Below are 24,378 nucleotides of genomic sequence, written 5' to 3'. Positions count from 1 at the left end.
CGGGTTATCATAGCCGACCCGGCCACCCCCAGGAGTCGCCCCATGCGTCAGAAACCCACGGTCCTCGCCCGAGAGATCGTTGCCAGAAGCCGGCTCTTCGCCGTCGAGGAGCTGCAGCTGCGCTTCTCCAATGGCGTCGAGCGTACCTACGAGCGCCTGGTGGGCAAGGGGCAGGGCTACGGCGCGGTGATGGTGATCGCCATGCTCGATGCCGAACACGCCGTGCTGGTCGAGGAATACTGCGCCGGGGTCGACGAGTACCAGCTGTCGCTGCCCAAGGGCCTGGTGGAGCCGGGCGAGAACATCCTCGACGCTGCCAACCGCGAGCTGAAGGAGGAGGCCGGCTATGGCGCCCGCCAGCTCGAGTACATCACCGAGCTTTCGCTGTCGCCCGGCTACATGAGCCAGCGCATCCAGGTGGTGCTGGCCCGCGACCTCTACGAGGAATCGCTGCCCGGCGACGAGCCCGAGCCGATGGGCGTGGACAAGATCAGCCTGCGCGAGCTTTCCAGCCTCGCGCAGAATGCCCAGTTCAGTGAAGGGCGGGCCCTGGCCGCGCTCTATCTGGTACGTGACCTGCTGACCCAACGAGGGGAATTCCAGCCGTGATGAATGCTTTTCTGCCTGCCGTGATCGACCTGGTGCACAAGGCGGGCGATGTGATCCTGCCGTTCTGGCAGGGCGACCTGGATATCCAGAGCAAGGCTGACGAGTCGCCGGTGACCGCCGCTGACCTGGCAGCCCACCGCCTGCTGGCCGACGGTCTGCGCGCGCTGGCGCCGGACGTGCCGGTGTTGTCCGAGGAAGATTGCGACATCCCGCTGGAGCAACGTGCCCAGTGGACCCGCTGGTGGCTGGTGGACCCGCTGGATGGCACCAAGGAGTTCATCTCCGGCAGTGACGAGTTCACCGTCAACGTCGCACTCATCGAGCACGGCCGCGTGGTCTTCGGCGTGGTCGGCATTCCGGCCAGCGGCCGCTGCTACTACGGCGGCACCGGCCTGGGCGCCTGGCGCGAGGAGCGCGACGGCGAACGCGAGGCCATCGAGGTGCGCACCGAGCCGGACGATGTCTTCACCGTGGTGGCCAGCAAGCGCCACTCCAGCCCGCAGCAGGAAAACCTGCTGGCCGGCCTGGCGCAGCGCTTCGGCGACCTGAACCTGGCCAGCATCGGCAGCTCGCTGAAGTTCTGCCTGCTCGCCGAAGGCTCGGCTGACTGTTACCCGCGACTGGCGCCGACCAGCCAGTGGGACACCGCGGCGGCCCAGGGCGTACTGGAAGGCGCTGGCGGCGAAGTGCTGGACGTGCGCGGCGAGCCCTTCACCTATGAAGCGCGGGAGAGTCTGCTCAACGAGTCCTTCCTGGCGCTGCCCAAGGCGGCACCTTGGCGCGCAGACCTGATCCAACTGGCCCGCGCGCTGGACTGACCCCACGGATCTTGCAGGAGCGAGCTTGTGACCCACAGGGATGTGGGGAATGCCGTTATCCGCAGGGAATGGATTCGGCCTCGCGAATCGCCTCAATACAGGTGTTGCCGGTCAGCACATTCGCGAGCAAGCTCGCTCCTACAGAAAAGCTCCTACGCAGTTGTGATCCATGCCTGAATTACCTGAAGTCGAAACCACCCGCCGGGGTATCGCGCCCCACCTCGAAGGCCAGCGCGTCAGCCGCGTGATCGTCCGCGAGCGCCGCTTGCGCTGGCCGATCCCCGAGGACCTGGACGTTCGCCTGTCCGGGCAGCGCATCGTGCAGGTGGAGCGGCGCGCCAAGTACCTGTTGCTCAATGCCGAGGTGGGGACACTGATCAGCCACCTGGGCATGTCCGGCAGCCTGCGACTGGTGGAGTGCGGCACGCCGGCGGCGCGGCATGAGCATGTGGATATCGAACTGGAGTCGGGCATGGCGCTGCGCTATACCGACCCGCGTCGTTTCGGCGCACTGCTCTGGAGCCTGACGCCGCTGGAGCACGAGCTGCTGCGCCACCTCGGCCCGGAACCGCTGACCGACGCCTTCGAAGGCGAGCGCCTGTTCCAGCTGTCGCGCAACCGCAGCATGGCGGTGAAGCCCTTCATCATGGATAACGCGGTGGTGGTCGGTGTCGGCAACATCTACGCCACCGAGGCGCTGTTCGCTGCCGGCATCGATCCGCGCCGCGAAGCGGGAACCCTCTCGCGGGCGCGCTACGTGAAGCTCGCCCAGGAGATCAAGCGCATCCTCGCCATCGCCATCGAACGCGGTGGTACCACGCTGCGCGACTTCGTCGGCGGCGATGGCCAGCCCGGCTATTTCCAGCAGGAGCTCTTCGTCTACGGGCGCGGCGGCGAGCCGTGCAAGGTCTGCGGTTCAACCCTGCGTGAAGTGCGCCTCGGCCAGCGTGCCAGCGTCTACTGTTCGCGCTGCCAACGCTGAGGCCTGGGGCGGCCGTTAAGCTGCTGCCCCGCTCTGTCCGATCCTCCCTCCGCCATAACAACAAGGGCCCCCGATGAGGGGCCTACAGGTGATTCATGTCTGGCAACTACCTGCCCCGCAACCCGTTCGCCGAGGCGCTCGGCCACAGCATGCTGCGCCTGGCCGGCTGGCGTATCGAAGGTGCGCTGCCGCCACTGGACAAGTTCGTGGTGATTGGCGCGCACCACACGTCCAACTGGGACTTCATCCTCTTTCTGGCGGTCAAGTTCGTGCTGCGCCTGAACGCCCGCTGGTTCGGCAAGCACACGCTCTTCCGCGGGCCGTTTGGCGGCCTGATGCGCCGTTGGGGCGGCATCCCGATCCAGCGCCACCGCAAGCTCAACACCGTGGACCAGGCGATCCAGGCCTTCGGTGATAACCGCGAGATGATGCTGATCCTCTCCCCGGAGGGCACGCGCAAGAAGGTCGAACGCTGGAAAATGGGCTTCTACCACATCGCCCGTGGCGCAGGCGTGCCCATCGTGCTGGCGGCGCTGGATTATCCCGGCCGGCGCATTGTCATCGGCGAGCCGTTCTGGCCCACCGGCGACGAGCCCGCCGACCTGCGGCGCATGCTGGCCTTCTACCGGCCTTTCGTGCCGAAAAAGCCTGAATACGCATTCTTCGGCGATTGAAGGCTGTCACGCGACAAGTCACGGAGCGCTGTTATAGTTATGGCAGTCTGCCTGCCCAACTACACAAAAAAGGACTTCCCTCCATGAACGTGTTCCGCACCGCCGCCACTGCAATGGCCCTGGTCTGTGCATTCTCGGTGTTGCCGGCCGTTGCTCAGGAAGAAGTGAGCAACGTCAGCGGTGACCCGACCTATGTTGTCTCGGCCCCGCCGTTCTACTCCATGATGGGCGACCTGCTGATCGCGCGTCCGCTGCTGATCGCCGCCACCGTGGTAGGCACCGCTGCCTTCGTGGTGACCCTACCGTTCAGCGCAGCCGGCGGCAACATCGGCGAAGCGGGCAAGGCGCTGGTCGTCGACCCGGGCAAGGCCGCCTTCGTGCGCTGCCTGGGCTGCACCACCAGCGGCTACAAGAAGGACTGATCCGTCGTCCAGTTCCGGGGCGGCGCGTCCGCCTCGCCTGCCCGGCTTGCCGGGTAAGTCCCGTAGGTAGCCCATGAACCTGAGCGGCCTGAAGAAGCATCTGCGTCCGCTGCTTCTGCTGCTGGTCGCTGTCATCCTGGGCTACACCTTCTGGTCCAGCGCCGGTCTGCTGCAGTTGGGGGCGGGCCTGGCGCTGTTCCTGTTCGGCATGCAGTGCCTCGAAGAAGGCCTGCGCGATCTTGCCGGCAGCCAGCTCGAGCGCTGGCTGGAGAAGAGCACCGCAACCCGCGGCAAGAGCCTGCTGTTCGGGTTGTTCGGCACCTTCCTGCTGCAATCCTCGACCCTGGTTTCCCTGCTCACCATCGCTTTCATCAGCACCGGGCTGATCCAGCTGGCCGGTGGTATCGCCATTCTTTTCGGTGCCAACCTCGGCGCCACCAGCGGCATCTGGCTGCTGGCGCTGGCCGGGCAGAACCTCAGCCTGAGCCCCCTGGCGCTGCCGCTGCTGGTGTTCGGCGTGCTGATGGGCTTCAACGGCGCCAAGAGCAAGGCCGCCGGGCGCATCCTGCTGGGCATCGCCTTCATCTTCCTGGGCATCGACCAGATCAAGGACGGCTTCGGCAGCTTCGGCGACGCCATGGACATGAGCGAACTGCGCTCGGAGGGCATGCTCGGCGCGCTGCTGTTCGTCACTTTCGGCATCCTCATTACCGTGGTGCTGCAGTCCAGTCACGCGACCCTGATGCTGACGCTCGCCGCCCTCGCCGGTGGTCAGCTGGAACTGGGCCAGAGCCTGGCGATCGCCATCGGCTCCAACGTTGGCAGCAGCGTCACCACGGCCTTCGTCGGCTCCCTGGGCGGCAACCGCAGCGGGCAGCGCCTGGCACTGGCGCATGTGCTGTTCAACGTGGTGACCGGCGTGCTGGCGTTCCTCCTGCTCGCGCCGCTGACCTGGCTGGTGCACTGGCTGGTGACGCCGGTGGGGTTGGCGGACAACCCGATGATCCAGCTGGCGCTGTTCCACACGCTGTTCAACGGCATGGGCGTGGTGCTGTTCTGGCCGATCCAGGGCGCATTGGCCAATGCGCTGGTGCGCTGGTTGCCGGAGGTCGAAGAGCCGGCGGTGTTGATCACCGACATGGCTCCGGCGCTGCCCACCATCGAACGTACCCATGCGCGCTACCTCAACGAGCGCGCGCTGGACTCGGCCGACGCCGCCGCCAGCGCGGTGTTACAGGAGCTCCGGCACCTGGGGCGCCTGAGCATCGAGGTGATCTGCCACGCGCTGTACCTGCCGGTGGAGATGCTCAACCAGCCGCGGGTGGACGAAACCCAGCTGCAGGCGGCACCGGATCGCCATGCGCTGGCCGCGGAAGTGCTTTACCAGCGCCATATCAAAGGCGTGTACGGCGATCTGCTGAGCTTCATGAGCCGCCTGGAAGTGCCGCTGGACGAGGAACACCAGCGCTTCTGGCTGTCCTGCCAGGTGGTGGCGCTGCAACTGGTGGACGCGGTGAAGGACGCCAAGCACCTGCAGAAGAACCTCGGCCAGGCACTTCACGGCGAGCCTTCGGCGCTTCGCGACACCTACGTCGAGTTGCGCCGGCACCTGATCGGCATGTTGCGCGAAGTGCGCGCGCTGGGCTCGTTGCTGGGTGGCGAGCTGCCGGAAGAGGCGTTGGTGGCGCGCCTGCAGTTGCTCGACGAGAGCGCGGCGGAGTTCGACGCGGCATTCCGCCAGCGCCTGTTCGCGGCGGTACGCCGGCAGGAGCTGGACGGCCTGCAGATGAGCTCGCTGATGAACGACCTGGGCTACGTCAGCCGGATCATCCAGAGCCTGCGCAATGTGCTGCAACTGGGCACCGAACATGGTCTGTTCGACGCCCGCGAAGAGGACGCGCCGGCTCTCATCCTGCCCTGATCAGCGCAGCGGCGCCGCCAGCTCGGTGGCCAGGCCGATGCCGCGCGGGTCGCTGGCGGACTGCACCTCGCCGGACTTCTTGTTCCACAGCAGCACCTGCTGGTTGCCATAGGCACGCCCCACGTCCTTGAGCGTGTAGCCACGGCGCTGCAGGTCGGCCATTTCGGCGGCCGTGAAGGCTCGCGGTTCATGCTCGATCACGTCGGGCAGGAACTGGTGGTGGTAGCGCGGCGAGGATACCCAGCGCTGCACCGGCTTGCCGTCCAGATAATCCAGCATCGCCAGCAGCACCATGCTGGGAATCCGGCTGCCGCCCGGCGTGCCGAAGGCGGCCAGCTCGGTGGGGCTTTCGATGAAGCTCGGGCTCATGCTCGACAGCGGCCGCTTGCCGGCGGCCACTGCGTTGGCCTGGCTGCCGGCCAGCTGGTAGGCATTGGCGCCGCTGACGTCGGTGGCGAAGTCGTCCATCTCGTCGTTGAGCAGCACGCCGGTGCCCGGCACGGTGAACGCTGCGCCGAACGGCAGGTTGACCGACAGGGTGGCGGCCACGGCGTTGCCCTCGGCGTCCATGACCACGAAGTGAGTGGTGTGGTCGCCTTCGCGCCAGGCCGGTGCCGGCGGCAGGGAGGAGCTGGGCGTGGCGCGCTGCGGGTCGATGCCGGCGGCCAGGCGCTTCAGGTAGTCCGGGGCGAGCAGCTGGTTGACCGGGTTGGCGACGCGGTCCGGGTCGCCCAGCAGGCCACGGTCGCGGTAGGCGCGGCGCAGGGCTTCGACGACGTAGTGGACGCGCTGCACGGGTTCGGCCTTCTGCCAGGGCAACTGCTGCAGCATGCCCAGGCTTTGCGCGAGGGCGACGCCACCGGCGGAGGGCGGCGGGGCGCTGATCAGTTCGCGACCGTCGGCCAGCGGATAGCGCAGCGCCTGTCGTTCCACGGTGCGGTAGCTGGCGAGGTCTTCCAGGCTCCACACACCGCCGGCGGCGCGCACACCTTCCACCAGTTTCTCGGCGGTTTCGCCTTCGTAGAAACCGATGCGGCCATAGCGCGCCAGTTTCTCCAGGGTATTGGCCAGCTGCGGCTGGCGCATCAGGCTGTATTCCTCGGGCAGGTTGCCCTGGTCGAGGAAGATGCGTGCGGTCTCGCGGTCCTGGCGCATGGCGTCCAGGCGCCAGGAGGCACGGTCGATGTAGATGCGGTCGATGGAGACGCCATCGGTGGCCAGGCGGATCGCCGGTACGAGGTTGTTCGCCAGGGTCTTGCGGCCGTAGCGGCTGGTGATGTCCGCCAGGGCGGCGGGCAGGCCGGGGATGCCGGCGGCCAGCGGGCCGTTGAGCGACAGCTGCGGATCGACCTTGCCATTGCGCTCGTACATCCGCGCGTGGGCGGCCAGTGGCGCGCGCTCGCGGGCGTCGATGAAGTGGTAGGTCGGCGGGCTGCCGGCCTTGCGCAGCAGGAAGAAACCGCCGCCGCCCAGGCCCGAGCCGTAGGGCTCGACCACCGCCAGGGCGGCGGCGATCGCAACGGCGGCGTCGAAGGCGTTACCGCCGTCGGCGAGGGTCTCCAGGCCGGCCACGGTGGCCGATGGATGTGCGCTGGCGACGCTGGCCTGGGCGGGATGTTCCGCGGCGTGCAGGGCAAAGCTCAGCAGCAGGAGGCTGCAGAAGCCAAGCAGGGAGGCGCGGGAGCGGGAGTTCAACAGGGACATGGCATCTCACGAACCGCCGGCAGGGCCGGCTGGAAAACCAAACGGGGCGAAGGTGGAGGATAGACAATCCACAACGCCCCGGGTTTGTGAGAACTCAATGAAAAAGTGTCGAAACGCGCGAAGTCAGGCTTTGCCGGTGAGCTTCTTGTACTTTTCCATCAGCTGATCCTTGCTCTCGACGTTGCTTTCGTCGAGGGGGATGCAGTCGACCGGGCAGACCTGCTGGCACTGCGGCTCGTCGTAGTGACCGACGCACTCGGTGCACAGGTTCGGGTCGATGACGTAGATCTCCTCGCCCTGGGAGATCGCGGCATTGGGGCACTCGGGTTCGCAGACGTCGCAGTTGATGCAATCGTCAGTGATTTTCAGGGACATCGAACAACTCCAACCAGGGCGGCAGCCATGGCGATCGGTAGCAACAATGGTGAAATTGTGCCGTATCGGCGCGCGCAGTGCACGCAATCAGGGAGTCAGCTGACGGAAACCGCCTTCCTTGGCGGCCGCGCGGATCAGCGCTTGAAGCGCTCGGCCAGGGCGCTGGCCACCGCGGGATGGACGAATTTGGTGATATCGCCGCCCAGCGCCGCGATCTCGCGTACCAGGGTGGAGGAGATGAAGGAGTACTTCTCCGACGGCGTGAGGAACATGCTTTCCAGGTCGGGTGCGAGCTGGCGGTTCATGTTGGCCAGCTGGAACTCGTACTCGAAATCCGACACCGCGCGCAGGCCGCGCAGCAGGATGTTGGCGTTCTGTTCCTTGGCGAAATGGGCGAGCAGCGTCGAGAAACCGACGACTTCCACGTTGGGCAGGTGCGAGGTGACCTGGCGGGCCAGTTCTACGCGCTGTTCCAGCGGGAACAGGGGGTTCTTCTTGGGGCTGGCGGCGACGGCAATGATCACCTGGTCGAACAGTCGCGAGGCGCGTTCGACCAGATCGGCATGGCCTTTGGTGATGGGGTCGAAGGTACCCGGGTACAACACTCGATTCATCGCGGCGTCCTGGTCGGCTCTTGTTGGCAGGCTGGTGCAATAGCGGGCGGATGGTAACGCAGCATGTCCGTGGGGCCAAGCGACCTTGGTAGTGCTTCTGTGAACGGACTACCTGAGATAACCGGCGAGAGACCGACGGGTCACGCGCAGGCCGCGTGCCAGAGCCTGTGCACGGATTTTCGCAAGGAGACCCCCTGTAGGAGCGAGCTTGCTCGCGAACCAGCCCCGCAGCGGAGAATGTTCGCGAGCAAGCTCGCTCCTACGAAGAGCCGCTTGGCACGGACGGTCAGGCCTTGCCCAGCCGCTTGGCCAGGGCGTCGGCCAGTTGCGCGGTGAGGCCGTAGACCGAGAGCTGTGGGTTGGCGCCGATGCTGGTGGGGAACAGCGAACCGTCGTGGATCGACAGGTTCTCCAGCTGGTGGTGGCGGCCGAGGCTGTCGCACACCGACTGCTTCGGGTCCTCGCCCATGGCGCAGCCGCCCATCACGTGGGCGCTGCCCAGGCGGGTGCGGTACAGCTCCAGGCTCAGGCCGTCGATCAGCGCGTGGGCTTCCTTGGCGCTCTTCACGTAGTCGGCATCGGCATGCAGCGGCAGCACGGCCTTGGCGCCGGCGGCGAACTGGATGTCGGCCATGGTGTGGAAGGCGCGGCGGATGCCGTCCCAGGTGTAGTTGGTCATCTGGTAGTCGAGTACCGGGGTGTCGTCGCCGCGCAGGCTGACCGAGCCCACCGCGCTGTCCGGGTGGAAGCCGTCGCGCATCAGCGCCAGGATCACGTTGGTGTGCGGCAGTTGCTCCATGCGCAGCGCATTGTCCTCGCCGAAGCGGCCGAGCAGGGTGGCGCTGAGCGCCGGTTGCAGCGGCGGCACTTCGAGCTTGTAGGACATGCGCCCGGTGGCGCCGTCGTCCCACTGGAAGTGGTCGGAATAGATCGACTGCGGCGCGCCATAGAAGGGGTTGATGACCTCGTCGAACAGGGCGGCGCTGAAGTTCACCGTGTGCAGGAAGGTGCGCTGGCCGACGCGGCCGTTCGGGTCCGGCGCCTTGGAGCGCAGGAGGATCGCCGGGGTGTTGATGCCGCCGCCGGAGAGCACGTAGTGGCGCGCCTTGATGGTGATCTTGCGGCCGGTGGGGGCAACGCAGCGCTCGTCCATGGCCGAGCATTCCAGGCCGCTGACCCTGGTGCCGTCGTGCAACAGACGGTCGGCGCGGGCAAGGAACAGCAGCTCGCCGCCCTTTTCCAGGGTCGCCGGGATGGTGGTCACCAGCATCGATTGCTTGGCGTTGGTCGGGCAGCCCATCCCGCAGTAGCCGATGTTCCAGCAGCCACGGACGTTGCGCGGGATGACCTTCCAGTGCAGGCCGAGCTTCTCGCAGCCGTTGCGGATCACGTCGTTGTTGGCATTGGGCGGCATGATCCAGGGCGCGACGCCCAGGCGCTCTTCCATCTTGGCGAACCAGGGCGCCATTTCGGCGACGCTGTGGCCCTTCACACCGTGTTCCTTGGCCCAGTGTTCCAGGGTCGGCTCCGGGGTGCGGAAGCTGGAGGTCCAGTTGACCAGGGTGGTGCCGCCCACGGCGCGGCCCTGGAGGATGGTGATGGCGCCGTCCTTGCTCATCCGGCCGATACCTTCCTGGTACAGGTTTGGGTAGGCGTCGGCTTCCTGCATCTTGAAGTCGGTGCTGGTCTTGAGCGGGCCTTCTTCCACCAGCAGCACCTTGTAGCCGGCGGCGCTCAGGGCTTCGGCGGTGGTGCCGCCGCCGGCGCCGGTGCCGACGATCACCACGTCGGCCTCCAGTGTCAGGTCCTTGTCCAGGCGCGAGCCATTGTGGACTTTCCAGCCACGGGCCAGGCCCTCGGCGAACAGATCAGGTACGGGCATCGGGAATCTCTCAGGCGAATTCTTGTTGTTCTGGTGACATCAGATTTTCGGCGGGCCGGGGTAGCCGCAGTGGCCCCAGGATTCCGGGCGGCTGTACCAGGCCATCATCACCAGTTGCAGCAGCGAGCTGTGGCCCATCTTCAGCAGGGAGATGAAGCTGTTCTGCCAACGGTTCAGGAAGTTCTGCACGTCCTGCGCGCTGGCGTTGTCCCAACTGCCCCAGATGCCGGTGAGCGGCCCGCGGGTGATCGGCAGGGCGAGCACGTCGAACAGCTGCACGGTGAGCTTGAGCATTTCCGGGGAGAGGTGGTTCAGGCTGTTGTCCAGGCTCTGGATGGTGCCTTTCACGGCCTCCGCCATGTTCTCGGCGGGCACGGCGCCGGCCAGCATCACCGGGATCAGCGCGCGCAGGAACGGCAGGTCGGAATCGCGCAGCACGGCAAAGCCATTGGCCGGCGTGCTGGCGGAGCAGCCGCTGAGGCTGGCGGTGACGCCCGCCGTGGCGAGGAAGGCGCCGCCCAGCAGGCCGATCTTGAGCACGCCGCGCCGGGAGAGTCCCGGCGCGCTCAGGGAGGTGTCTGTCATTCTTGTTTTTTCACCTGTGTCTTGGAGGGCGCTGGTCAGCGAATGAACAGCTTGTAGACCAGCTTCTGCAGCGATTTACCGTAGGGCGGGTAGATCACCCGCGCGGCATTGAAGCGCGGCTTGCTGAACACGCCCTTGGCCTTGGAGAAGGTCAGGAAGCCTTCGTGGCCGTGGTAATGGCCCATGCCGGACGGGCCGACGCCGCCGAAGGGCATGTCGTCCTGGGCGACGTGCAGCAGGGTGTCGTTCAGGCACACGCCGCCCGAATGGGTCTGGGCCAGTACGTGGTCCTGCTCGCGCTTGTCGTAGCCGAAGAAGTACAGCGCCAGCGGGCGGTCGCGCTCGTTGATGTAGCTGAGCGCCTGGTCGAGGTTCTGGTAGGGGATCACCGGCAGCAGCGGGCCGAAGATCTCTTCCTGCATGATCTTCATCTCGTCGGTCACGTTCAGCACCAGCGCCTGCGGCAGGCGGCGGCCCTGGGCCTGCGGGAACAGCGGCACGACGGTGGCGCCGCGGGCCTGGGCGTCGGCGAGGTAGCCGTTCAGGCGCGACAGCTGGCGCTCGTTGATGATCGCGGTGTAGTCGGGGTTGTTCTCCAGTTTCGGGAAGAAGCCCTGCACCACCTGGCGGTAGCTCTCGACGAACTCGTCGACGCGATTCTGCGGCACCAGCACGTAGTCCGGCGCCACGCAGGTCTGGCCGGCGTTGAGCGATTTGCCGAAGGCGATGCGCTCGGCGGCGTCCTTCATCGGCACGCTGGCCGAGACGATGGCCGGCGACTTGCCGCCCAGCTCCAGGGTGACCGGGGTGAGGTTCTCGGCGGCGGCGCGCATCACGTGCTTGCCGACGCTGGTGGCGCCGGTGAACAGCAGGTGGTCGAAGGGCAGCTTGGAGAAGGCCACGCCCACATCCACTTCACCCTGCACCACGGCGACCAGGTCCTCGGGGAACACCTTGCCCAGCAGTTCCTTCAGCACGCGGGCGGATTCCGGGGTGGATTCGCTCATCTTGATCATCACCCGGTTGCCGGCGGCCAGTGCGCCGGTCAGCGGGCCGATGGCGAGGAACAGCGGGTAGTTCCACGGCACGATCACACCCACCACGCCCAGCGGCTGGTAGATGACCTTGGCCGAGGCCGGCATGAACTGCATGCCGACCGAGCGGCGGGAGGGCTTCATCCACTTTTTCACGCGCTTGGCCGCGTAGTGCACGCCGTGCAGGCTCGGCATCACTTCCGCGAGCAGGGTCTCGTCGGCGGAGCGATTGCTGAAGTCGCTGTTGATCGCATCGATGATCGCCTTCTGCTCGGTCACCAGCAGGTTGGCGAGGCTTTTCAGCCACTGGATGCGCTGGCCGGCGTCCGGCATCGGGTTGGCGCGGTACGCCTGGCGCTGGCGTTCGAGAAGGGTTTCCAGCTGGCTGATCTGCTGCTGGGTCTGCTGCAGGTAGGCGATATCGGCAACCATGACGGGCTCCTGGGCGGAAGCGAGTGGGGAAGCTCTCCAGTGGTTCACGCAGGGAAACCGGATGCTTCGCGTTTTTATGCTGTCGCTGGTTTTTTAGAGCAATTGCTCTAGAGTGTCAATCAGCATGCCGGTTCCGCACCGCCAGGCCCAGCCAACGAAAAGTTGGGCGAGCCCGAGAGTTGTGTCAGGTGGTAGCAATCGGTGTACCTTTGCGTCCGCGCAATCCGCTTCGACGAGTTTTGGCAATGGCACCACGCATCAACACCCGTGACCGCATCGCCCAGGCCAGCCTGGAGCTGTTCAATGCCCAGGGCGAGCGCAGCGTCACCACCAACCACATCGCCGCGCACCTGGGCATCTCGCCGGGCAACCTGTACTACCACTACCGCAACAAGCAGGTGATCATCGCCCAGCTGTTCGCCGAGTACGAAAGCCACGTCGACCAATTCCTGCACCTGCCCGAAGGCCGCGCGCTGACGGTGGAGGACAAGACCTTCTACCTCGAAGCGCTGCTCGCCGCGATGTGGCACTACCGCTTCCTGCACCGCGATCTGGAGCACCTGCTGGATTCCGACCCGGAGCTGGCCGCCGCCTACCGCGCCTTCGCCCACCGCGCCATGGAGAACGCCAAGGCGATCTACCGGGGCTTCGTCGACGCCGGCATCCTGCAGATGGACGAACCGCAGCTCGAAGCGTTGACCCTCAACGCCTGGATCATCCTCACCTCCTGGGTGCGCTACCTGTGCACCACCCGCGAGGTGGCCAGCGACCTCAGCGAAGCGCTGATGCGTCGTGGCATCTACCAGGTGCTGGCGCTGGAAAGCGGGCACATCGCGCCGCCGTTCCGCGAGGCGGTGGCGGCGGTGTTCGACCGGCTGTACGTGCCGCTGGAAGACTGATTCGCCCTCAGGCGTCGATCTTGCGCGGCCCCGGCACCCGTGGCCGGCGCAGGGCGATACCATGGCGCAGGAAGAATTCCTCCACACCCTCGGTGGCGTCCGAGTACAGCGTGCGGTTCGGATGGTCGGTGAGGAAGCGCGCCATCAGCGCAAGGCCGATCCCGCGTGACTGGAAGCCCGGCAGCACGGCGACTTCCGCCAGCCAGGTGGTCTGCGCCGTTTCGCTTTCCGCGCGCAGCAGGCCGAGCACCTGATCACCGTCCAGGGCCAGCAGGAAGTAGCTGGAAAACTCGTAGAGATCGCGCAGCTCCGCCTGGGTGCCGGGCGAACCCCAGCCCACGGCGCGGTACAGCGCGGCGATGCCCGCGCACTGGGCATCGCTCAGTGGTTCGTTGTGCAGAATCGTCAGCGGCGTGTCGTGCATGGCGGCGCTCCTTCCTGGCGTTTCCTTCCTGGTGCAGCTCCAGTCTGCCTCATTCCCACGCCCGCCGGCTGACCCAGCGCAGTCAGGAGTCCCGACGTTCGCGCAGCCACTGCGGGATGCGGCGCTCCAGGTAGTAGTCCGGGCGCCCGGGTGGGCCGCCGATGAAGCCGACGTGGCCGCCATGGGGCAGCAGTTCCATCTGCGTCGATGCGGACAGCTCGTCCAGCTGCGGCACGCTGTGGGCGTGGATGAACGGATCGTCGCTGGACTGGATGATCAGCGTCGGCACGCGGATGCCACCCAGGTAATAGCGGCTGGAGGCGCGCCGGTAGTAATCGTGCACATCGGCGAAACCGTGCAGCGGCGCGGTCACCCGGTCGTCGAAGTCCCAGAAGGTGCGCATGCCGTCCAGCGGGCCGAGGCGCTCCAGGGCGGCGAGGTTCTCCGCGTGGCCGCCGGCGGCGAAGGCCTGGCGCTTGGTCTGCACGTAGGCCACCAGCTCGCGCATGAAGTGTGCCTGGTAGACCCTGGAGAAGCCGATGCCGATGCGGTCCGCACACTGGTCCAGGCGGAACGGCACCGACACGGCGACCGCGCCTTTCAGCGGGCAATTCTCCGAGGCTTCGCCCAGGTACTTGAGCAGCACATTGCCGCCCAGCGAATAACCCACCGCATGGAGCGGCGCCATCGGCCGCTTGGCGCGGACGTGGGCGACCACCGAGGCGAGGTCCTCGCTGACGCCGGAGTGATAGCCGCGCGGCAGCAGGTTCGACTCGCCCGAGCAGCCGCGCCAGTTCAGCGCGACACTCGCCCAGCCCTGCGCCGCCAGCTGTTGCTGCAGGCCGAGGATGTAGTGCGAGGAGGACGAGCCGGTCAGCCCATGCAGCGCCAGCACCAGCGGCGCATCCGCCTCGTGCGGGCCGTGCCAGTCGAGGTCGATGAAGTCGCCATCGTCCAGCCACAGGCGCTCGCGGGTGCGTTCAAGGCTGGGCGCCTTGCGTGCAAGCGAGCCATACAGGGTTTGCAGGTGCGGACCGGGTAGCCACCAGGCGGGTTTGAACGGGGAGGGTATAGTCATCACGGATCGAATGGGGCCGACGAGTTGTGATAGTAACGCCAAGTCGGCCGCACGATGGATGCCTCATGCATCCGTCATCAGGAAAACCCACGCAAAGGAGGGGATGGAATGTGGAAGAAAATCGCGGCGTTGAGCCTGGTCGTTTGGCTCGCCGCGTGTGGCGAACCGGTCCCGCAGGAGCACAAGTCCTACGTGGGCTTGTGGACCGCGCCGCAGATGAGCCTGCTGGTCACGGCGGATGGCCGCGTCGTCTACAAGCGAGTGTCGGGCAGTACTTCAAAGTCCATCGAGGCGCCGATCAAGCGCTATGAAGCCGACGGTTTCACCGTGGGATTCGGCCCGTTCGACACGCACTTCAAGGTTTCCAAACCACCCTACCAGGACGGCAACCAGTGGAAGATGGTGGTCGATGGCGTTGAGTTGGTGCGCACCAGCACCGTCGATGTCGGCAAGTCGATCTGAGGGCTCTCTGCACCCGTATCATCAAGGGGGCGGCCCGGACGGCTGCCCGATTCAACCGACATGAGGATCGTCCCCTATGTTCAGCCGCTGGCTGTTTCTCTCCGCTCTCACCCTAGCCTTGCCCAGCTTCGCCTGGGCGGATGGCGCCTCTTCCGACTTCAGCGAGGACGCACCCAGCGCCGAACAGAGTGACCCGCGCGGCGAAGAGCTGTTCGCCGAATTCACCCGGCTTCACCAGGCCGCCGAGTCCGGCGAGCCGCAAGCCCTGTTCGAGTTCGGCGCCTACTTCTACCAGCAGCAAAACTACGCCGGCGCGCGTAAATGGTGGGGCAAGGCTGCCGCGGCGGGGATGGCTCGCGCGCAGATCCAGCTGGCGATGCTCTATCGCGACGGTGATGGCGGCCCCGAGGACAAGACGGAAGCGGCGCGCTGGTTCCGCAAGGCCGCGGAGCAGGGCGACGCTGGCGCGCAGAACGAGATGGGTGTCCTCTACTGGAGCGGCGAAGGCGTCGACAAGGACCGGGTCAAGGCCGGCACCTGGTTCGAACGCGCGGCCGAGGCCGGCAGCGAAGACGCCGAAACCAACCTGGGATGGTTCTACCTGGATGACTCCCAGGGCATCTACGACGCTGCTTCCGAGGAAGAGGCAGCGCTGCAGGATCGCTACGCCGCCAGCCGGGAAAAGGCCTTCCAGTGGTTCTGCAAGGCGGCGAGCCAGGGCAATGCCCGCGCCCAGTTCAAGGTCGGCGAGGCCTACTGGAACGGCTCCGGCGCGGGCATGAACAAGCTGCAGGCACGGCTCTGGCTGGAAAAGGCCGCGCAGCAGCAGGATGCGGACGCAATAGCCAGGCTGAAGACTGCCGAGGACGCGGCCTGGTACACCCGCCTGGAAAACTGGACCCACGCCGCGCTAGATGGCGAGCTTTCCGGCAGCGCCGATTGCTCGGGCGTGCCCGATCGCCGGCACGCCAATCGCGGTGTCGAGAGCGCCTCGCCTGAACCGGAGGCCGTGGAGGCCAGCGCAGTCGATGCAGACGAGGCCGTCGACGCGGCGGAGCCGGCGAGCCAGTAGGCTCGCTACCAGCCGAACTCGTCGGCCAGGTCTTCCCCGCGGCGGGCGTCGCCCAGCAGCTTTGCCAGCTCGCCGATCAGTTCGCGGCGGTAGACCGGGTTGACGCTGTAGTCCTCCGCGAAGATCTCCTCGCCCGCACTGCGCCACACGTGGGCGAAGGTGGCGAGGCAAGCGGTCATCTGCCAGAGATCATCGAACATCGGTGCGGGGTCCCACGGGCCACCATGCTGGTCGAAGAGGATCCGGCCGGTGGAGCACTCGAAGATGAAGGGATCGGCACCCTGGTCCGCCACCACGATCCAGTCCTCTCTCCACCCCGCCAGCCGCTCGCCGGTCAGGCCGTGCCAGCGATAGCCGGCCTGCTGTTTCCAGACTCGCGCGAGTGAGGGGATGAAGAACGGATTGCCTGCCGTCTCCAGCGTGCAGTCGCACGGGCCGATTTCTCGATAGAAGCGCGCCAGCTCGGCCGGCAGGGCGATGTCGCCGGCCCAATCGCTGGCGGGCTGTTCGAAACAGCGCTCGTCCAGTGCCAGCAGTTGTTCGCGGAGGGCGTCCGACATTCGTCAGCCTTCCCGCTGCCACAGCGCGTAATGCACCGAACCCGCCTTTTTCTCCCGGTGCAGTCGCCAGTTGCCCGGCAGGCCGAGGCTGGAAGGCACGGCCTCGCTTTCGGTGTAGACCCACGCGTCCTTGGCCAGCCAGCCGCGCTCTTCCAGCAGGCGGCAGGTGTTCTGCAGCAGGTCCTGGTGGAACGGCGGGTCGAGGAAGACCAGGTCGAAGGCTTGTGATGCCGGGGCTTCGAGGTAGCGCAGCGAGTCGGTCATCAGCAGTTGGCCGGTGGCGCACTGGAGCGTGTCGAGCGTTTTGCGCAGCGCGGCCACGGCTTCGCCGTTGGTATCCAGCGCCAGGCCTGCGCTGGCGCCGCGGGACAGCGCTTCGAGGAACAGCGCGCCGCTGCCGGCGAACGGGTCGAGCACACGGGCGCCGGGGACGTAAGCCGCCAACCAGTTGAACAGCGTCTCGCGCACCCGGTCGGGCGTCGGGCGCAGGCCCGGGCCGTCGGGGAAGGCGAAGCGCCGGCTGCGCCATTCGCCGCCGATGATGCGCAGCTGGCCCTGGCCGCCGTGGGGCTTCTGTGCGGCGCGCGGGGCGCCGCCGGGTCGTTTGCTCATCAGTGCTCCGGTACGCCGGCGGGTTGCGCGGCGGGTTTGTCGGTGGGCGGCGGCAGCGGCTGCTGCGGCACGGTGGGGCCGGCGGTGACGATGACGAAGGCGTCCGGGTCGAGGTGACGCCGCATCGCTGCCTTTACCTGCTCGACGCTCAGGCCCTGGACCTGGCTGAGGAAGGTTTCCAGGTAATCCAGCGGCAGGTTGTAGAAGCCGATGGCGCCCAGTTGGCCGACGATGTCGGCGTTGCTGGCGGTGGACAGCGGGAAGCTGCCGGCCAGCTCGCGCTTGGCGTCGTCCAGCTCCTTCGGCGTCGGGCCCTTGTCGAGGTAGTCGCGGACGATGTCCTGCACCAGCTTGAGGGTGCCTTCGCTCATCTCGGCGCGGGTCTGCAGGCCGATGGTGAACGGCCCGCGCGACTGCATGCCGGTGAAACCGGAGTAGACGCCGTAGGTCAGGCCGCGCTTCTCGCGCACCTGGTCCATCAGTCGCGTGCCGAAGCCGCCGCCACCGAGGATCTGGTTGCCCAGGTAGAGCGCGGCGTAGTCCGGGTCGTTACGGGTGATGCCCAGCTGCGCCAGCATCAGCTGGGTCTGCTTGGACGGGAACTCGATGTGGGTGACGCCGGCCTTGGGTGTCTGCGGTTCGCCCGGCGCGGGCAGGGCGGGGCCCTTGGGCAGCGACTTGGAGACGCTGCCGGCGATGGCTTCGGCCTGCTCGCGGGTCAGGTCGCCGACCAGCGCGATGACCACGTTGCCGGCGGCGTAGGCCTTCTGGTGGAAGGCGCGCAACTGGGCGACGCTGATCTTGGGCACCGACTTCTCGTTGCCGTCGCTGGAGTGGGCGTACGGATGATCGCCGTAGAGCCGCTTGAACAGTTCCAGGCCCGCCAGCTTGCCGGGGTTCTGCTTCTGGTATTCGAAGCCGGCCATGACCTGGTTCTTGATGCGCGCCAGGGCTTCCTCGGGGAAGGTAGGCTGGCCGATCACCTGGTCGAACAGCGCCAGCGCGGCGTCGCGCTTGGTCGGCTCGCTCAGGCTGCGCAGGCTGGCCACCGCCATGTCGCGGTAGGAGCCGTTGCCGAAGTTGGCGCCCAGGTCATCGAAGCCGGCGGCGATGGCGCTGGTGTCCTTGCCGGGCACGCCTTCGTTGAGCATGGCGTTGGTCAGCATGGCCAGGCCGTAGCTGTCGCCGTCCTGGCTGCTGCCGGCGGCGAAGGTCAGGCGCAGGTCGAACATCGGCAGTTCATGGGCTTCGACGAAGAGCACACGGGCGCCCTCGGCGGTCTGCCATTGCTGGATGTTCAGCTTGCGGTGGCTGGGCGCCTTGCCGGCCGCTTCGGCAAGCGATTGCAGGCCGGTGGGCGCGGCGTTTTCGGCGGCAGCTGGTTGTGCAGGGGCGGGTGCCGGCGTGGCCGCTTCGGGCTCGGCGGCGGGGCGGGAAACGAACAGCACCAGTCCGGCGATCAGCGCGATGACGATCAGCCCGACCAGGCCGTAGCGCAGGCCATTGCGTTCACTCATGGCTCGGCTCCTTGTCGGTGGCGACTTCCGGCAGGACCTGGGCGAGGGTCAGGCGGGAGCGGGTGAAGTAGGTGCGGGCGGCTTGCTGGATGTCGTCGGCGGTGACCGCCTGGATGGCTTCCAGGTCCTTGTCCGCCAGGCGCCAGCCGAGGCCGACGCTTTCCAGTTCGCCGATGGTGCTGGCCTGCCCGGCGATGGAGTCGCGCTCGTAGACCAGCCCGGCGATGACCTGGGCGCGTACGCGCTCCAGCTCTTCCTTGCTCGGCGGGTTCTGCTTGAGGTCTTCCAGCTGTTTCCACAGCGCGGCCTCGACCTGGTCGAGGGTCTTGCCGGTCTGCACATTGGGCGTCGCGGAAAGGAAGAACAGGCCGTCGCCACGGGAGAAGGCGTCGTAGGAGGCCGAGGCGCCGGCGACGATTTCCTCGCCGCGCTCCAGTCGTGCGGAAAGGCGCGCGCTGTAGCCGCCGTCGAGGATTGCCGAGATCAGGCGCAGGGCGTTGATCTGCTTGGCGTCGTCGCTGCTGCCCAGGGTCGGCACGTTGAAGCCCATGATCAGGCTGGGCAACTGGGTGCGTACGTGCAATTTGAGACGACGTTCACCCGGCTCGGCCAGCTCCAGCGGTTTGCGCGCGGCGGGCAGGTTGCGCTTGGGAATCTCGCCGAAGTATTTCTCGGCCAGGGCTTTCACCTCATCGCCGCTGACATCGCCGACCACCACCAGGGTGGCGTTGTTCGGCGCGTACCAGGCCTGGTACCAGTGGCGCAGGTCGTCGATGGTCATGCGCTGCAGGTCGGCCATCCAGCCGATGGTCGGCGTGCGGTAGCCGCTGGCGGGGTAGGCGGCGGCCTTGAAGCGCTCGAAGGCCAGCGCGCTGGGCTTGTCCTCGGTGCGCAGGCGACGCTCTTCCTTGATCACCTCGATCTCGCTCTTGAACTGGTCGGCCGGCAGGGCGAGGTGCGCCATGCGGTCGGCTTCCAGCTCCAGCGCCACCGGCAGGCGGTCGCGGGCCAGCACCTGGTAGTAGGCGGTGTAGTCGTCGGTGGTGAAGGCGTTCTCTTCCGCGCCGAGGTCGCGCAGCACCAGCGAAGCCTGGCCGGGGCCGAGTTTGCGGCTGCCCTTGAACATCATGTGCTCCAGGGCGTGGGAGAGCCCGGTGAGGCCGGGCGTCTCGTAGCTGGAGCCGACCTTGTACCAGAGCTGGGAGACCACCACGGGGGCGCGGTGGTCCTCGCGGACGACGACCTTCAGGCCGTTGTCCAGGGTGTATTCGTGGGTGGGCTGTGGTTCCGCGGCGCTCGCCATCAGCGGCAGCAACAGGGAGCCGAGCAGCAGGCCGGCATGGCGGCGTGCAAGGGTTTTCATCGTGGACTGAACCTTTCGGGCTGTCCGCGGGGTCTATGCAGGCTGGCGGCCAGCCTCTTAACCCCGGCGGGCGAGGAGATGCTAGGATACCCATCCGTTTTCCGGGCGGCCACGTTCAGGACTTCGCAAAGCTGTTTCGAGGCTTTTTTCTGCCTGTTTCCGTGGCGTCCCCTAGAGATTCGATCCCTACATGTTTGGTTCCAACGACGACAAGAAGGCCCCGCCAGCCGGGGAGAAGAAGGGTCTGTTCGGCTGGTGGCGCAAGAAGCCCCAGGCCGAGGAACACCCCGCCGCGCAAGCCGAGTCCCAGGCTGAACAGCCTGTTGCCGCCGAACCGGCTCCCGCTCCCGAGCAGGCTCCCGCCGTCCAGGCCGAGCCTGTAGCCCCGCGCGCCGAGCTGGCTCCGGAGCCGGTGATCGACGTGGTGCCGGCCAGCGTGCCGGTCGAGCCGCTGGCGCAGCCCGCGCCGCAACCTGAGCCGCAACCCGTTGCGCAGCCAGTGACGGCCGAGGTGCCGCCGCCGGCTATCCAGCCGATCGCTCCGGTCCAGCCGATCGAACCGGCGCCTGCCGCCGCGCCCGTTGAGCCCGAACCCGTTGCCGAAGCCCCCGTCGTGGTCGCCCAGCCGGAACCCGAGCCTGCAACGCAACCCGAACCCGAGCCGCAGACAAAGCCTGCCGCCAGCGAGCCGTCGAAACTGGGCTTCTTCGCCCGCCTCAAGCAGGGGCTGTCGAAAACCAGCGCCAGCCTCGGCGAAGGCATGGCCAGCCTGTTCCTGGGCAAGAAAGCCATCGACGACGACCTGCTCGACGAAATCGAAACCCGCCTGCTGACCGCCGACGTCGGCGTCGAGGCCACCACCACCATCGTGCAGAACCTCACCAAGCGCGTTGCGCGCAAGGAACTGGCCGACAGCGAAGCGCTGTACAAGGCCCTGCAGGAAGAGCTGGCCGGCCTGCTGCGCCCCGTCGAGCAGCCGCTGAGCATCACCACCGACAAGCAGCCCTATGTGATCCTCGTGGTCGGCGTGAACGGCGTCGGCAAGACCACCACCATCGGCAAGCTGGCGAAGAAGCTGCAGCTGGATGGCAAGAAGGTCATGCTGGCCGCCGGCGACACCTTCCGCGCCGCCGCCGTCGAACAGCTGCAGGTCTGGGGCGAGCGCAACAACATCGCCGTGATCGCCCAGCACACCGGCGCGGACTCCGCCTCGGTGATCTTCGATGCCGTGCAGGCCGCCAAGGCCCGGGGCGTGGACGTGCTGATCGCCGACACCGCCGGTCGCCTGCACACCAAGGACAACCTGATGGAAGAGCTGAAGAAGGTGCGCCGCGTGATCGGCAAGCTGGACCAGACGGCTCCCCACGAAGTCCTGCTGGTGCTCGACGCCGGCACCGGGCAGAACGCCATCAACCAGGCCAAGCAGTTCAACAACGCCGTGGAACTGACCGGCCTGGCCCTGACCAAACTGGATGGCACCGCCAAGGGCGGGGTGATCTTCGCCCTGGCCAAGCAGTTCGGCCTGCCGATCCGCTACATCGGTGTCGGCGAAGGGATCGACGATCTTCGAACCTTCGAAGCCGATGCTTTCGTCCGTGCACTCTTCGAGACCCGGGAAATCGCATGATCCGTTTCGAGCAGGTTGGCAAACGCTATCCCAACGGCCACGTCGGCCTGCACGAGATTTCGTTCCGCGTGCCGCGCGGCGAGATCATGTTCGTCACCGGCCACTCCGGCGCGGGCAAGAGCACCCTGCTGCGCCTGATCCTGGCGATGGAGCGACCCACCTCCGGCAAGCTGCTGCTCGGCGGCCAGGACGTCTCGCGCATCTCCACCGCGCAGATTCCGTTCCTGCGCCGGCAGATCGGCGTGGTGTTCCAGAACCACCAGTTGCTCGATGATCGCAGCGTGTTCGAGAACGTTGCCCTGCCGATGCAGATCCTCGGCCTGCCCAAGGCGGACATCGCCTACCGCGTCGAAGCGGCGCTGGACCGGGTGAACCTCAAGGAGAAGGCCGAGGACCGTCCGTCCGACCTCTCCACCGGCCAGCAGCAGCGCGTCGGCATCGCCCGCGCGGTGGTGCACCGTCCGGCCCTGCTGCTCGCCGACGAGCCCACGGGTAACCTCGACCCGCGCCTGGCCTCGGAAATCATGTCCGTGTTCGAAGACATCAACCGCCTGGGTACCACCGTGTTGATCGCCAGCCACGACCTCGCGCTGATCGCGCGCATGCGCCACCGGATGATCACCCTGCAGCGCGGCCGCATCATCGCCGACCGTGAGGAGAACGCCTGATGAGCGCCAATGACCTGCCCCGCGGCGACGAAGAAGGCACCCCGACGCGCAATACGCGCGAGCGCCCGGACGACAACGAGCATCAGGATCACAGCGCCTCCCTCTCGGCCTACGCGGAAAACCACCGTGCCAGCCTGATGGACAGCCTGCACCGCCTGGTCAGCCACCCCATCGGCAGCTTCTTCACCTGCCTGGTGATGGGTATCACCCTGAGCCTGCCGATGGGCTTGTCGCTGCTGCTGAACAACGTCGAGCGCCTCGGCGGCTCCTGGCAGCGCGCCGCACAGATATCCCTGTTCCTCGACCTCAAGGCCAGTGAGGCCCAGGGTCAGGATCTGCGCGAACAGATCGAGAAGATGCCCGATGTGATCGAGGCGCAGCTGATCAGTCGCGATGATGCGCTGAAAGAGTTGCAGGAACAGTCCGGCCTCGGCGAAGCGCTGAAGGAGCTGCCTGACAACCCCCTGCCAGCGGTCATCTCGGTGACGCCCAAGCAGGTCGACAAGGCCCAGCTGGATGCCTTGCGTCAAAGGTTGTCGGAGCTGCCGGGTGTACAACAGGCGCAGCTGGACCTGGTCTGGGTCGAGCGACTGTCGGCGATCCTCAAGCTGGGCGACCGCTTCGTCTTCGGCCTGACCATCCTGCTGGTGCTGACCCTGTTGCTGGTGATCGGCAATACCATCCGCCTGCACATCGAAAACCGCCGTAACGAAATCGAAGTCATCAAGCTGGTCGGCGGGACGGACGGTTACGTGCGTCGCCCCTTCCTCTATATGGGCGCGTTGTACGGCCTGGGTGCGGGCGTCCTGTCCTGGGCCCTGCTGGCCTTCGGCCTGGACTGGCTGAACAGCTCCGTGGTCAACCTGGCCGGGCTGTACGGCAGCGATTTCGGCCTGGCGGGCGTACCGGTCGACGACGGCCTGTCGCTCACCATCGGCGCCGTGCTGCTGGGCTGGATCGGCGCCTGGCTGGCCGTGGCGCGCCACCTGCGTGAGCTGGCACCGCGCTGAAACCCCCTGATTTTGCAGGGGTTAAGCGGGTGTAAAGGAACTTTTACACCCGCTTGCAGTCAGATTTCGCAGTGCTACACTGCGCGAGTTTCGTGAATCGGAGGATTCGCATGACCACTTCTCTGCAACCTGTCTATGCCCTGGCTCCCGGTGCGAACCTGGAAGCCTATGTGCACTCGGTGAACAGCATTCCGCTGCTGACGCCGGAGCAGGAGCGCGAACTGGCCGAACGCCTCTTCTACCAGCAAGATCTGGAAGCGGCACGGCAAATGGTTCTGGCGCACCTGCGCTTCGTCGTGCATATCGCCCGGAGTTATTCCGGGTACGGCCTGGCCCAGGCCGATCTGATCCAGGAAGGCAACGTCGGCCTGATGAAGGCCGTGAAGCGCTTCAACCCGGAAATGGGTGTGCGCCTGGTGTCGTTCGCCGTCCATTGGATCAAGGCGGAAATCCATGAGTTCATCCTGCGCAACTGGCGGATCGTGAAAGTCGCGACCACCAAGGCGCAGCGCAAGCTGTTCTTCAACCTGCGCAGCCAGAAGAAGAAGCTGGCCTGGCTGAGCAACGACGAAGTGCACCGCGTCGCGGAAACCCTCGGTGTCGAGGCCCGCGAAGTCCGCGAGATGGAAAGCCGTCTCACCGGGCAGGACATGGCCTTCGACCCGGCGGCGGACGCCGACGACGAGAGCGCCTACCAGTCCCCGGCGCATTATCTGGAAGACCATCGCTACGACCCGGCGCGCCAGTTGGAGGAAGCGGACTGGAGTGACAGCTCCACCGCGAGCCTGCACGAGGCGCTGGAAGGCCTGGACGACCGCAGCCGCGACATCCTCTACCAGCGTTGGCTGGCGGAGGAGAAGGCGACCCTGCACGACCTCGCAGCCAAGTACAACGTGTCCGCCGAGCGGATCCGTCAGTTGGAAAAGAACGCGATGAACAAGCTCAAGGGTCGCATCGAAGCCTGATCGGCTTCGACGCGCCCTGCGAGTCGCGAACCGCACCCTGGTGCGGTTTTTTTCTGCCCGCATTCAGCG

25 protein-coding genes are annotated in these 24,378 nt (G+C 66.7%); 13 read left to right on the top strand and 12 right to left on the bottom strand.

Annotation, left to right across the window (positions count from 1 at the left end; translation table 11 throughout):
• The first annotated feature begins 42 nt into the window (after positions 1-42).
• The 6 genes from nudE (at position 43) to UB43_RS16615 (ending at position 5,426) form a co-directional block, all read left to right on the top strand.
• Positions 43-609, top strand: a complete 567-nt coding sequence (gene nudE, locus UB43_RS16640) for an ADP compounds hydrolase NudE (RefSeq protein WP_045213072.1) — start codon at positions 43-45, stop codon at positions 607-609.
• Positions 609-1,427, top strand: a complete 819-nt coding sequence (cysQ, locus tag UB43_RS16635) for a 3'(2'),5'-bisphosphate nucleotidase CysQ (protein ID WP_156160432.1) — start codon at positions 609-611, stop codon at positions 1,425-1,427. Before nudE ends, cysQ begins: the two co-directional genes overlap by 1 nt.
• A 169-nt stretch (positions 1,428-1,596) precedes the next feature.
• Positions 1,597-2,409: a bifunctional DNA-formamidopyrimidine glycosylase/DNA-(apurinic or apyrimidinic site) lyase gene (gene mutM / locus UB43_RS16630; protein WP_045213067.1), complete on the top strand. Its 813-nt coding sequence runs from the start codon at positions 1,597-1,599 to the stop codon at positions 2,407-2,409.
• A gap of 95 nt (positions 2,410-2,504) precedes the next feature.
• Positions 2,505-3,083, top strand: a complete 579-nt coding sequence (locus tag UB43_RS16625; RefSeq protein ID WP_045213065.1) for a lysophospholipid acyltransferase family protein — start codon at positions 2,505-2,507, stop codon at positions 3,081-3,083.
• A gap of 83 nt (positions 3,084-3,166) precedes the next feature.
• Positions 3,167-3,505 (top strand): hypothetical protein, encoded by a 339-nt coding sequence (locus UB43_RS16620; protein ID WP_045213063.1) that lies wholly within the window; start codon positions 3,167-3,169, stop codon positions 3,503-3,505.
• A gap of 73 nt (positions 3,506-3,578) precedes the next feature.
• A complete protein-coding gene (locus UB43_RS16615) occupies positions 3,579-5,426 on the top strand; it encodes a Na/Pi cotransporter family protein (protein ID WP_045213061.1) in 1,848 nt (615 codons plus the stop codon).
• On the opposite strand, the gene ggt is transcribed toward UB43_RS16615, so the two are convergent.
• The 6 genes from ggt to UB43_RS16585 form a co-directional block, all read right to left on the bottom strand.
• A complete protein-coding gene (gene ggt, locus UB43_RS16610) occupies positions 5,427-7,130 on the bottom strand; it encodes a gamma-glutamyltransferase (RefSeq protein WP_045213058.1) in 1,704 nt (567 codons plus the stop codon). It abuts the gene before it with no gap.
• A gap of 123 nt (positions 7,131-7,253) precedes the next feature.
• On the bottom strand, positions 7,254-7,505 hold the full coding sequence (locus UB43_RS16605) for a YfhL family 4Fe-4S dicluster ferredoxin (protein ID WP_017521427.1): 252 nt from the start codon (positions 7,503-7,505) through the stop codon (positions 7,254-7,256).
• A gap of 134 nt (positions 7,506-7,639) precedes the next feature.
• Positions 7,640-8,119 carry a pantetheine-phosphate adenylyltransferase gene (gene coaD / locus UB43_RS16600; RefSeq protein ID WP_024767001.1) on the bottom strand — a complete coding sequence of 160 codons (480 nt, stop codon included), beginning with the start codon at positions 8,117-8,119 and terminating at the stop codon, positions 7,640-7,642.
• A gap of 286 nt (positions 8,120-8,405) precedes the next feature.
• A complete protein-coding gene (locus UB43_RS16595; protein ID WP_045213055.1) occupies positions 8,406-10,001 on the bottom strand; it encodes a GMC family oxidoreductase in 1,596 nt (531 codons plus the stop codon).
• Positions 10,002-10,040: 39 nt separating this feature from the next.
• Entirely contained in the window at positions 10,041-10,586 is a 546-nt protein-coding gene (locus UB43_RS16590; protein ID WP_045213052.1) for a hypothetical protein, read from the bottom strand.
• A 35-nt stretch (positions 10,587-10,621) separates the two neighbouring features.
• Complete coding sequence (locus UB43_RS16585) at positions 10,622-12,052, bottom strand: coniferyl aldehyde dehydrogenase (RefSeq protein ID WP_045213050.1); 1,431 nt, start codon at positions 12,050-12,052, stop codon at positions 10,622-10,624.
• Between the two features lie 245 nt (positions 12,053-12,297).
• On the opposite strand from UB43_RS16585, the gene UB43_RS16580 reads away from it, so the two are divergent.
• On the top strand, positions 12,298-12,951 hold the full coding sequence (locus UB43_RS16580; RefSeq protein WP_045213047.1) for a TetR/AcrR family transcriptional regulator: 654 nt from the start codon (positions 12,298-12,300) through the stop codon (positions 12,949-12,951).
• Positions 12,952-12,958: 7 nt separating this feature from the next.
• Here the strand turns inward: UB43_RS16580 and UB43_RS16575 are convergent, their stop codons facing one another.
• Together UB43_RS16575 and UB43_RS16570 are read right to left on the bottom strand one after the other, a co-directional pair.
• A complete protein-coding gene (locus tag UB43_RS16575) occupies positions 12,959-13,375 on the bottom strand; it encodes a GNAT family N-acetyltransferase (RefSeq protein ID WP_045213044.1) in 417 nt (138 codons plus the stop codon).
• 82 nt (positions 13,376-13,457) lie between these two features.
• On the bottom strand, positions 13,458-14,453 hold the full coding sequence (locus tag UB43_RS16570; RefSeq protein ID WP_177329801.1) for a hydrolase: 996 nt from the start codon (positions 14,451-14,453) through the stop codon (positions 13,458-13,460).
• Between the two features lie 108 nt (positions 14,454-14,561).
• Here UB43_RS16570 and UB43_RS16565 point away from each other — a divergent pair, with 108 nt between their 5' ends.
• Both UB43_RS16565 and UB43_RS16560 read left to right on the top strand, forming a co-directional pair.
• Positions 14,562-14,915, top strand: a complete 354-nt coding sequence (locus UB43_RS16565) for a hypothetical protein (RefSeq protein ID WP_045213042.1) — start codon at positions 14,562-14,564, stop codon at positions 14,913-14,915.
• Between the two features lie 76 nt (positions 14,916-14,991).
• The gene (locus UB43_RS16560) at positions 14,992-15,987 is read left to right on the top strand and encodes a tetratricopeptide repeat protein (RefSeq protein ID WP_045213039.1); all 996 of its coding nucleotides are present in this window, start codon (positions 14,992-14,994) and stop codon (positions 15,985-15,987) included.
• A gap of 5 nt (positions 15,988-15,992) precedes the next feature.
• Here UB43_RS16560 and UB43_RS16555 read toward each other — a convergent pair whose 3' ends face one another.
• Genes UB43_RS16555 through UB43_RS16540 form a run of 4 tightly spaced genes read right to left on the bottom strand, consistent with a single transcriptional unit; the run spans position 15,993 to position 20,039 of the window.
• The gene (locus UB43_RS16555) at positions 15,993-16,547 is read right to left on the bottom strand and encodes a hypothetical protein (RefSeq protein ID WP_045213036.1); all 555 of its coding nucleotides are present in this window, start codon (positions 16,545-16,547) and stop codon (positions 15,993-15,995) included.
• A gap of 3 nt (positions 16,548-16,550) precedes the next feature.
• Entirely contained in the window at positions 16,551-17,159 is a 609-nt protein-coding gene (rsmD, locus tag UB43_RS16550) for a 16S rRNA (guanine(966)-N(2))-methyltransferase RsmD (RefSeq protein WP_045213035.1), read from the bottom strand.
• Complete coding sequence (locus UB43_RS16545; protein ID WP_045213034.1) at positions 17,159-18,676, bottom strand: pitrilysin family protein; 1,518 nt, start codon at positions 18,674-18,676, stop codon at positions 17,159-17,161. The genes rsmD and UB43_RS16545 overlap by 1 nt, the downstream gene beginning before the upstream one ends.
• On the bottom strand, positions 18,669-20,039 hold the full coding sequence (locus UB43_RS16540; protein ID WP_045213032.1) for a pitrilysin family protein: 1,371 nt from the start codon (positions 20,037-20,039) through the stop codon (positions 18,669-18,671). The genes UB43_RS16545 and UB43_RS16540 overlap by 8 nt, the downstream gene beginning before the upstream one ends.
• Before the next feature lie 190 nt (positions 20,040-20,229).
• On the opposite strand from UB43_RS16540, the gene ftsY reads away from it, so the two are divergent.
• From ftsY to rpoH, 4 genes are all read left to right on the top strand, one after another.
• On the top strand, positions 20,230-21,666 hold the full coding sequence (gene ftsY, locus UB43_RS16535) for a signal recognition particle-docking protein FtsY (RefSeq protein WP_045213029.1): 1,437 nt from the start codon (positions 20,230-20,232) through the stop codon (positions 21,664-21,666).
• Complete coding sequence (ftsE, locus tag UB43_RS16530; RefSeq protein WP_017520095.1) at positions 21,663-22,334, top strand: cell division ATP-binding protein FtsE; 672 nt, start codon at positions 21,663-21,665, stop codon at positions 22,332-22,334. The genes ftsY and ftsE overlap by 4 nt, the downstream gene beginning before the upstream one ends.
• Positions 22,334-23,344 (top strand): permease-like cell division protein FtsX, encoded by a 1,011-nt coding sequence (ftsX, locus tag UB43_RS16525; protein WP_045213026.1) that lies wholly within the window; start codon positions 22,334-22,336, stop codon positions 23,342-23,344. The genes ftsE and ftsX overlap by 1 nt, the downstream gene beginning before the upstream one ends.
• Positions 23,345-23,454: 110 nt before the next feature.
• Positions 23,455-24,309 (top strand): RNA polymerase sigma factor RpoH, encoded by an 855-nt coding sequence (gene rpoH, locus UB43_RS16520; RefSeq protein WP_045213023.1) that lies wholly within the window; start codon positions 23,455-23,457, stop codon positions 24,307-24,309.
• The last annotated feature ends 69 nt before the right edge of the window (positions 24,310-24,378 follow it).

Source organism: Pseudomonas sp. 21 (assembly GCF_000955805.1).
GTDB lineage: Bacteria > Pseudomonadota > Gammaproteobacteria > Pseudomonadales > Pseudomonadaceae > Pseudomonas.
This window is presented reverse-complemented; position numbering and strand designations above follow the sequence as displayed.

Excerpts from the sequence above, each read along its gene's own strand:
- nudE (WP_045213072.1), top strand. The coding sequence starts at position 43 with ATGCGTCAGAAACCCACGGTCCTCGCCCGAGAGATCGTTGCCAGAAGC.
- cysQ (WP_156160432.1), top strand. The coding sequence starts at position 609 with ATGAATGCTTTTCTGCCTGCCGTGATCGACCTGGTGCACAAGGCGGGC.
- mutM (WP_045213067.1), top strand. The coding sequence starts at position 1,597 with ATGCCTGAATTACCTGAAGTCGAAACCACCCGCCGGGGTATCGCGCCC.
- UB43_RS16625 (WP_045213065.1), top strand. The coding sequence starts at position 2,505 with ATGTCTGGCAACTACCTGCCCCGCAACCCGTTCGCCGAGGCGCTCGGC.
- UB43_RS16620 (WP_045213063.1), top strand. The coding sequence starts at position 3,167 with ATGAACGTGTTCCGCACCGCCGCCACTGCAATGGCCCTGGTCTGTGCA.
- UB43_RS16615 (WP_045213061.1), top strand. The coding sequence starts at position 3,579 with ATGAACCTGAGCGGCCTGAAGAAGCATCTGCGTCCGCTGCTTCTGCTG.
- ggt (WP_045213058.1), bottom strand. The coding sequence starts at position 7,130 with ATGTCCCTGTTGAACTCCCGCTCCCGCGCCTCCCTGCTTGGCTTCTGC.
- UB43_RS16605 (WP_017521427.1), bottom strand. The coding sequence starts at position 7,505 with ATGTCCCTGAAAATCACTGACGATTGCATCAACTGCGACGTCTGCGAA.
- coaD (WP_024767001.1), bottom strand. The coding sequence starts at position 8,119 with ATGAATCGAGTGTTGTACCCGGGTACCTTCGACCCCATCACCAAAGGC.
- UB43_RS16595 (WP_045213055.1), bottom strand. The coding sequence starts at position 10,001 with ATGCCCGTACCTGATCTGTTCGCCGAGGGCCTGGCCCGTGGCTGGAAA.
- UB43_RS16590 (WP_045213052.1), bottom strand. The coding sequence starts at position 10,586 with ATGACAGACACCTCCCTGAGCGCGCCGGGACTCTCCCGGCGCGGCGTG.
- UB43_RS16585 (WP_045213050.1), bottom strand. The coding sequence starts at position 12,052 with ATGGTTGCCGATATCGCCTACCTGCAGCAGACCCAGCAGCAGATCAGC.
- UB43_RS16580 (WP_045213047.1), top strand. The coding sequence starts at position 12,298 with ATGGCACCACGCATCAACACCCGTGACCGCATCGCCCAGGCCAGCCTG.
- UB43_RS16575 (WP_045213044.1), bottom strand. The coding sequence starts at position 13,375 with ATGCACGACACGCCGCTGACGATTCTGCACAACGAACCACTGAGCGAT.
- UB43_RS16570 (WP_177329801.1), bottom strand. The coding sequence starts at position 14,453 with ATGACTATACCCTCCCCGTTCAAACCCGCCTGGTGGCTACCCGGTCCG.
- UB43_RS16565 (WP_045213042.1), top strand. The coding sequence starts at position 14,562 with ATGTGGAAGAAAATCGCGGCGTTGAGCCTGGTCGTTTGGCTCGCCGCG.
- UB43_RS16560 (WP_045213039.1), top strand. The coding sequence starts at position 14,992 with ATGTTCAGCCGCTGGCTGTTTCTCTCCGCTCTCACCCTAGCCTTGCCC.
- UB43_RS16555 (WP_045213036.1), bottom strand. The coding sequence starts at position 16,547 with ATGTCGGACGCCCTCCGCGAACAACTGCTGGCACTGGACGAGCGCTGT.
- rsmD (WP_045213035.1), bottom strand. The coding sequence starts at position 17,159 with ATGAGCAAACGACCCGGCGGCGCCCCGCGCGCCGCACAGAAGCCCCAC.
- UB43_RS16545 (WP_045213034.1), bottom strand. The coding sequence starts at position 18,676 with ATGAGTGAACGCAATGGCCTGCGCTACGGCCTGGTCGGGCTGATCGTC.
- UB43_RS16540 (WP_045213032.1), bottom strand. The coding sequence starts at position 20,039 with ATGAAAACCCTTGCACGCCGCCATGCCGGCCTGCTGCTCGGCTCCCTG.
- ftsY (WP_045213029.1), top strand. The coding sequence starts at position 20,230 with ATGTTTGGTTCCAACGACGACAAGAAGGCCCCGCCAGCCGGGGAGAAG.
- ftsE (WP_017520095.1), top strand. The coding sequence starts at position 21,663 with ATGATCCGTTTCGAGCAGGTTGGCAAACGCTATCCCAACGGCCACGTC.
- ftsX (WP_045213026.1), top strand. The coding sequence starts at position 22,334 with ATGAGCGCCAATGACCTGCCCCGCGGCGACGAAGAAGGCACCCCGACG.
- rpoH (WP_045213023.1), top strand. The coding sequence starts at position 23,455 with ATGACCACTTCTCTGCAACCTGTCTATGCCCTGGCTCCCGGTGCGAAC.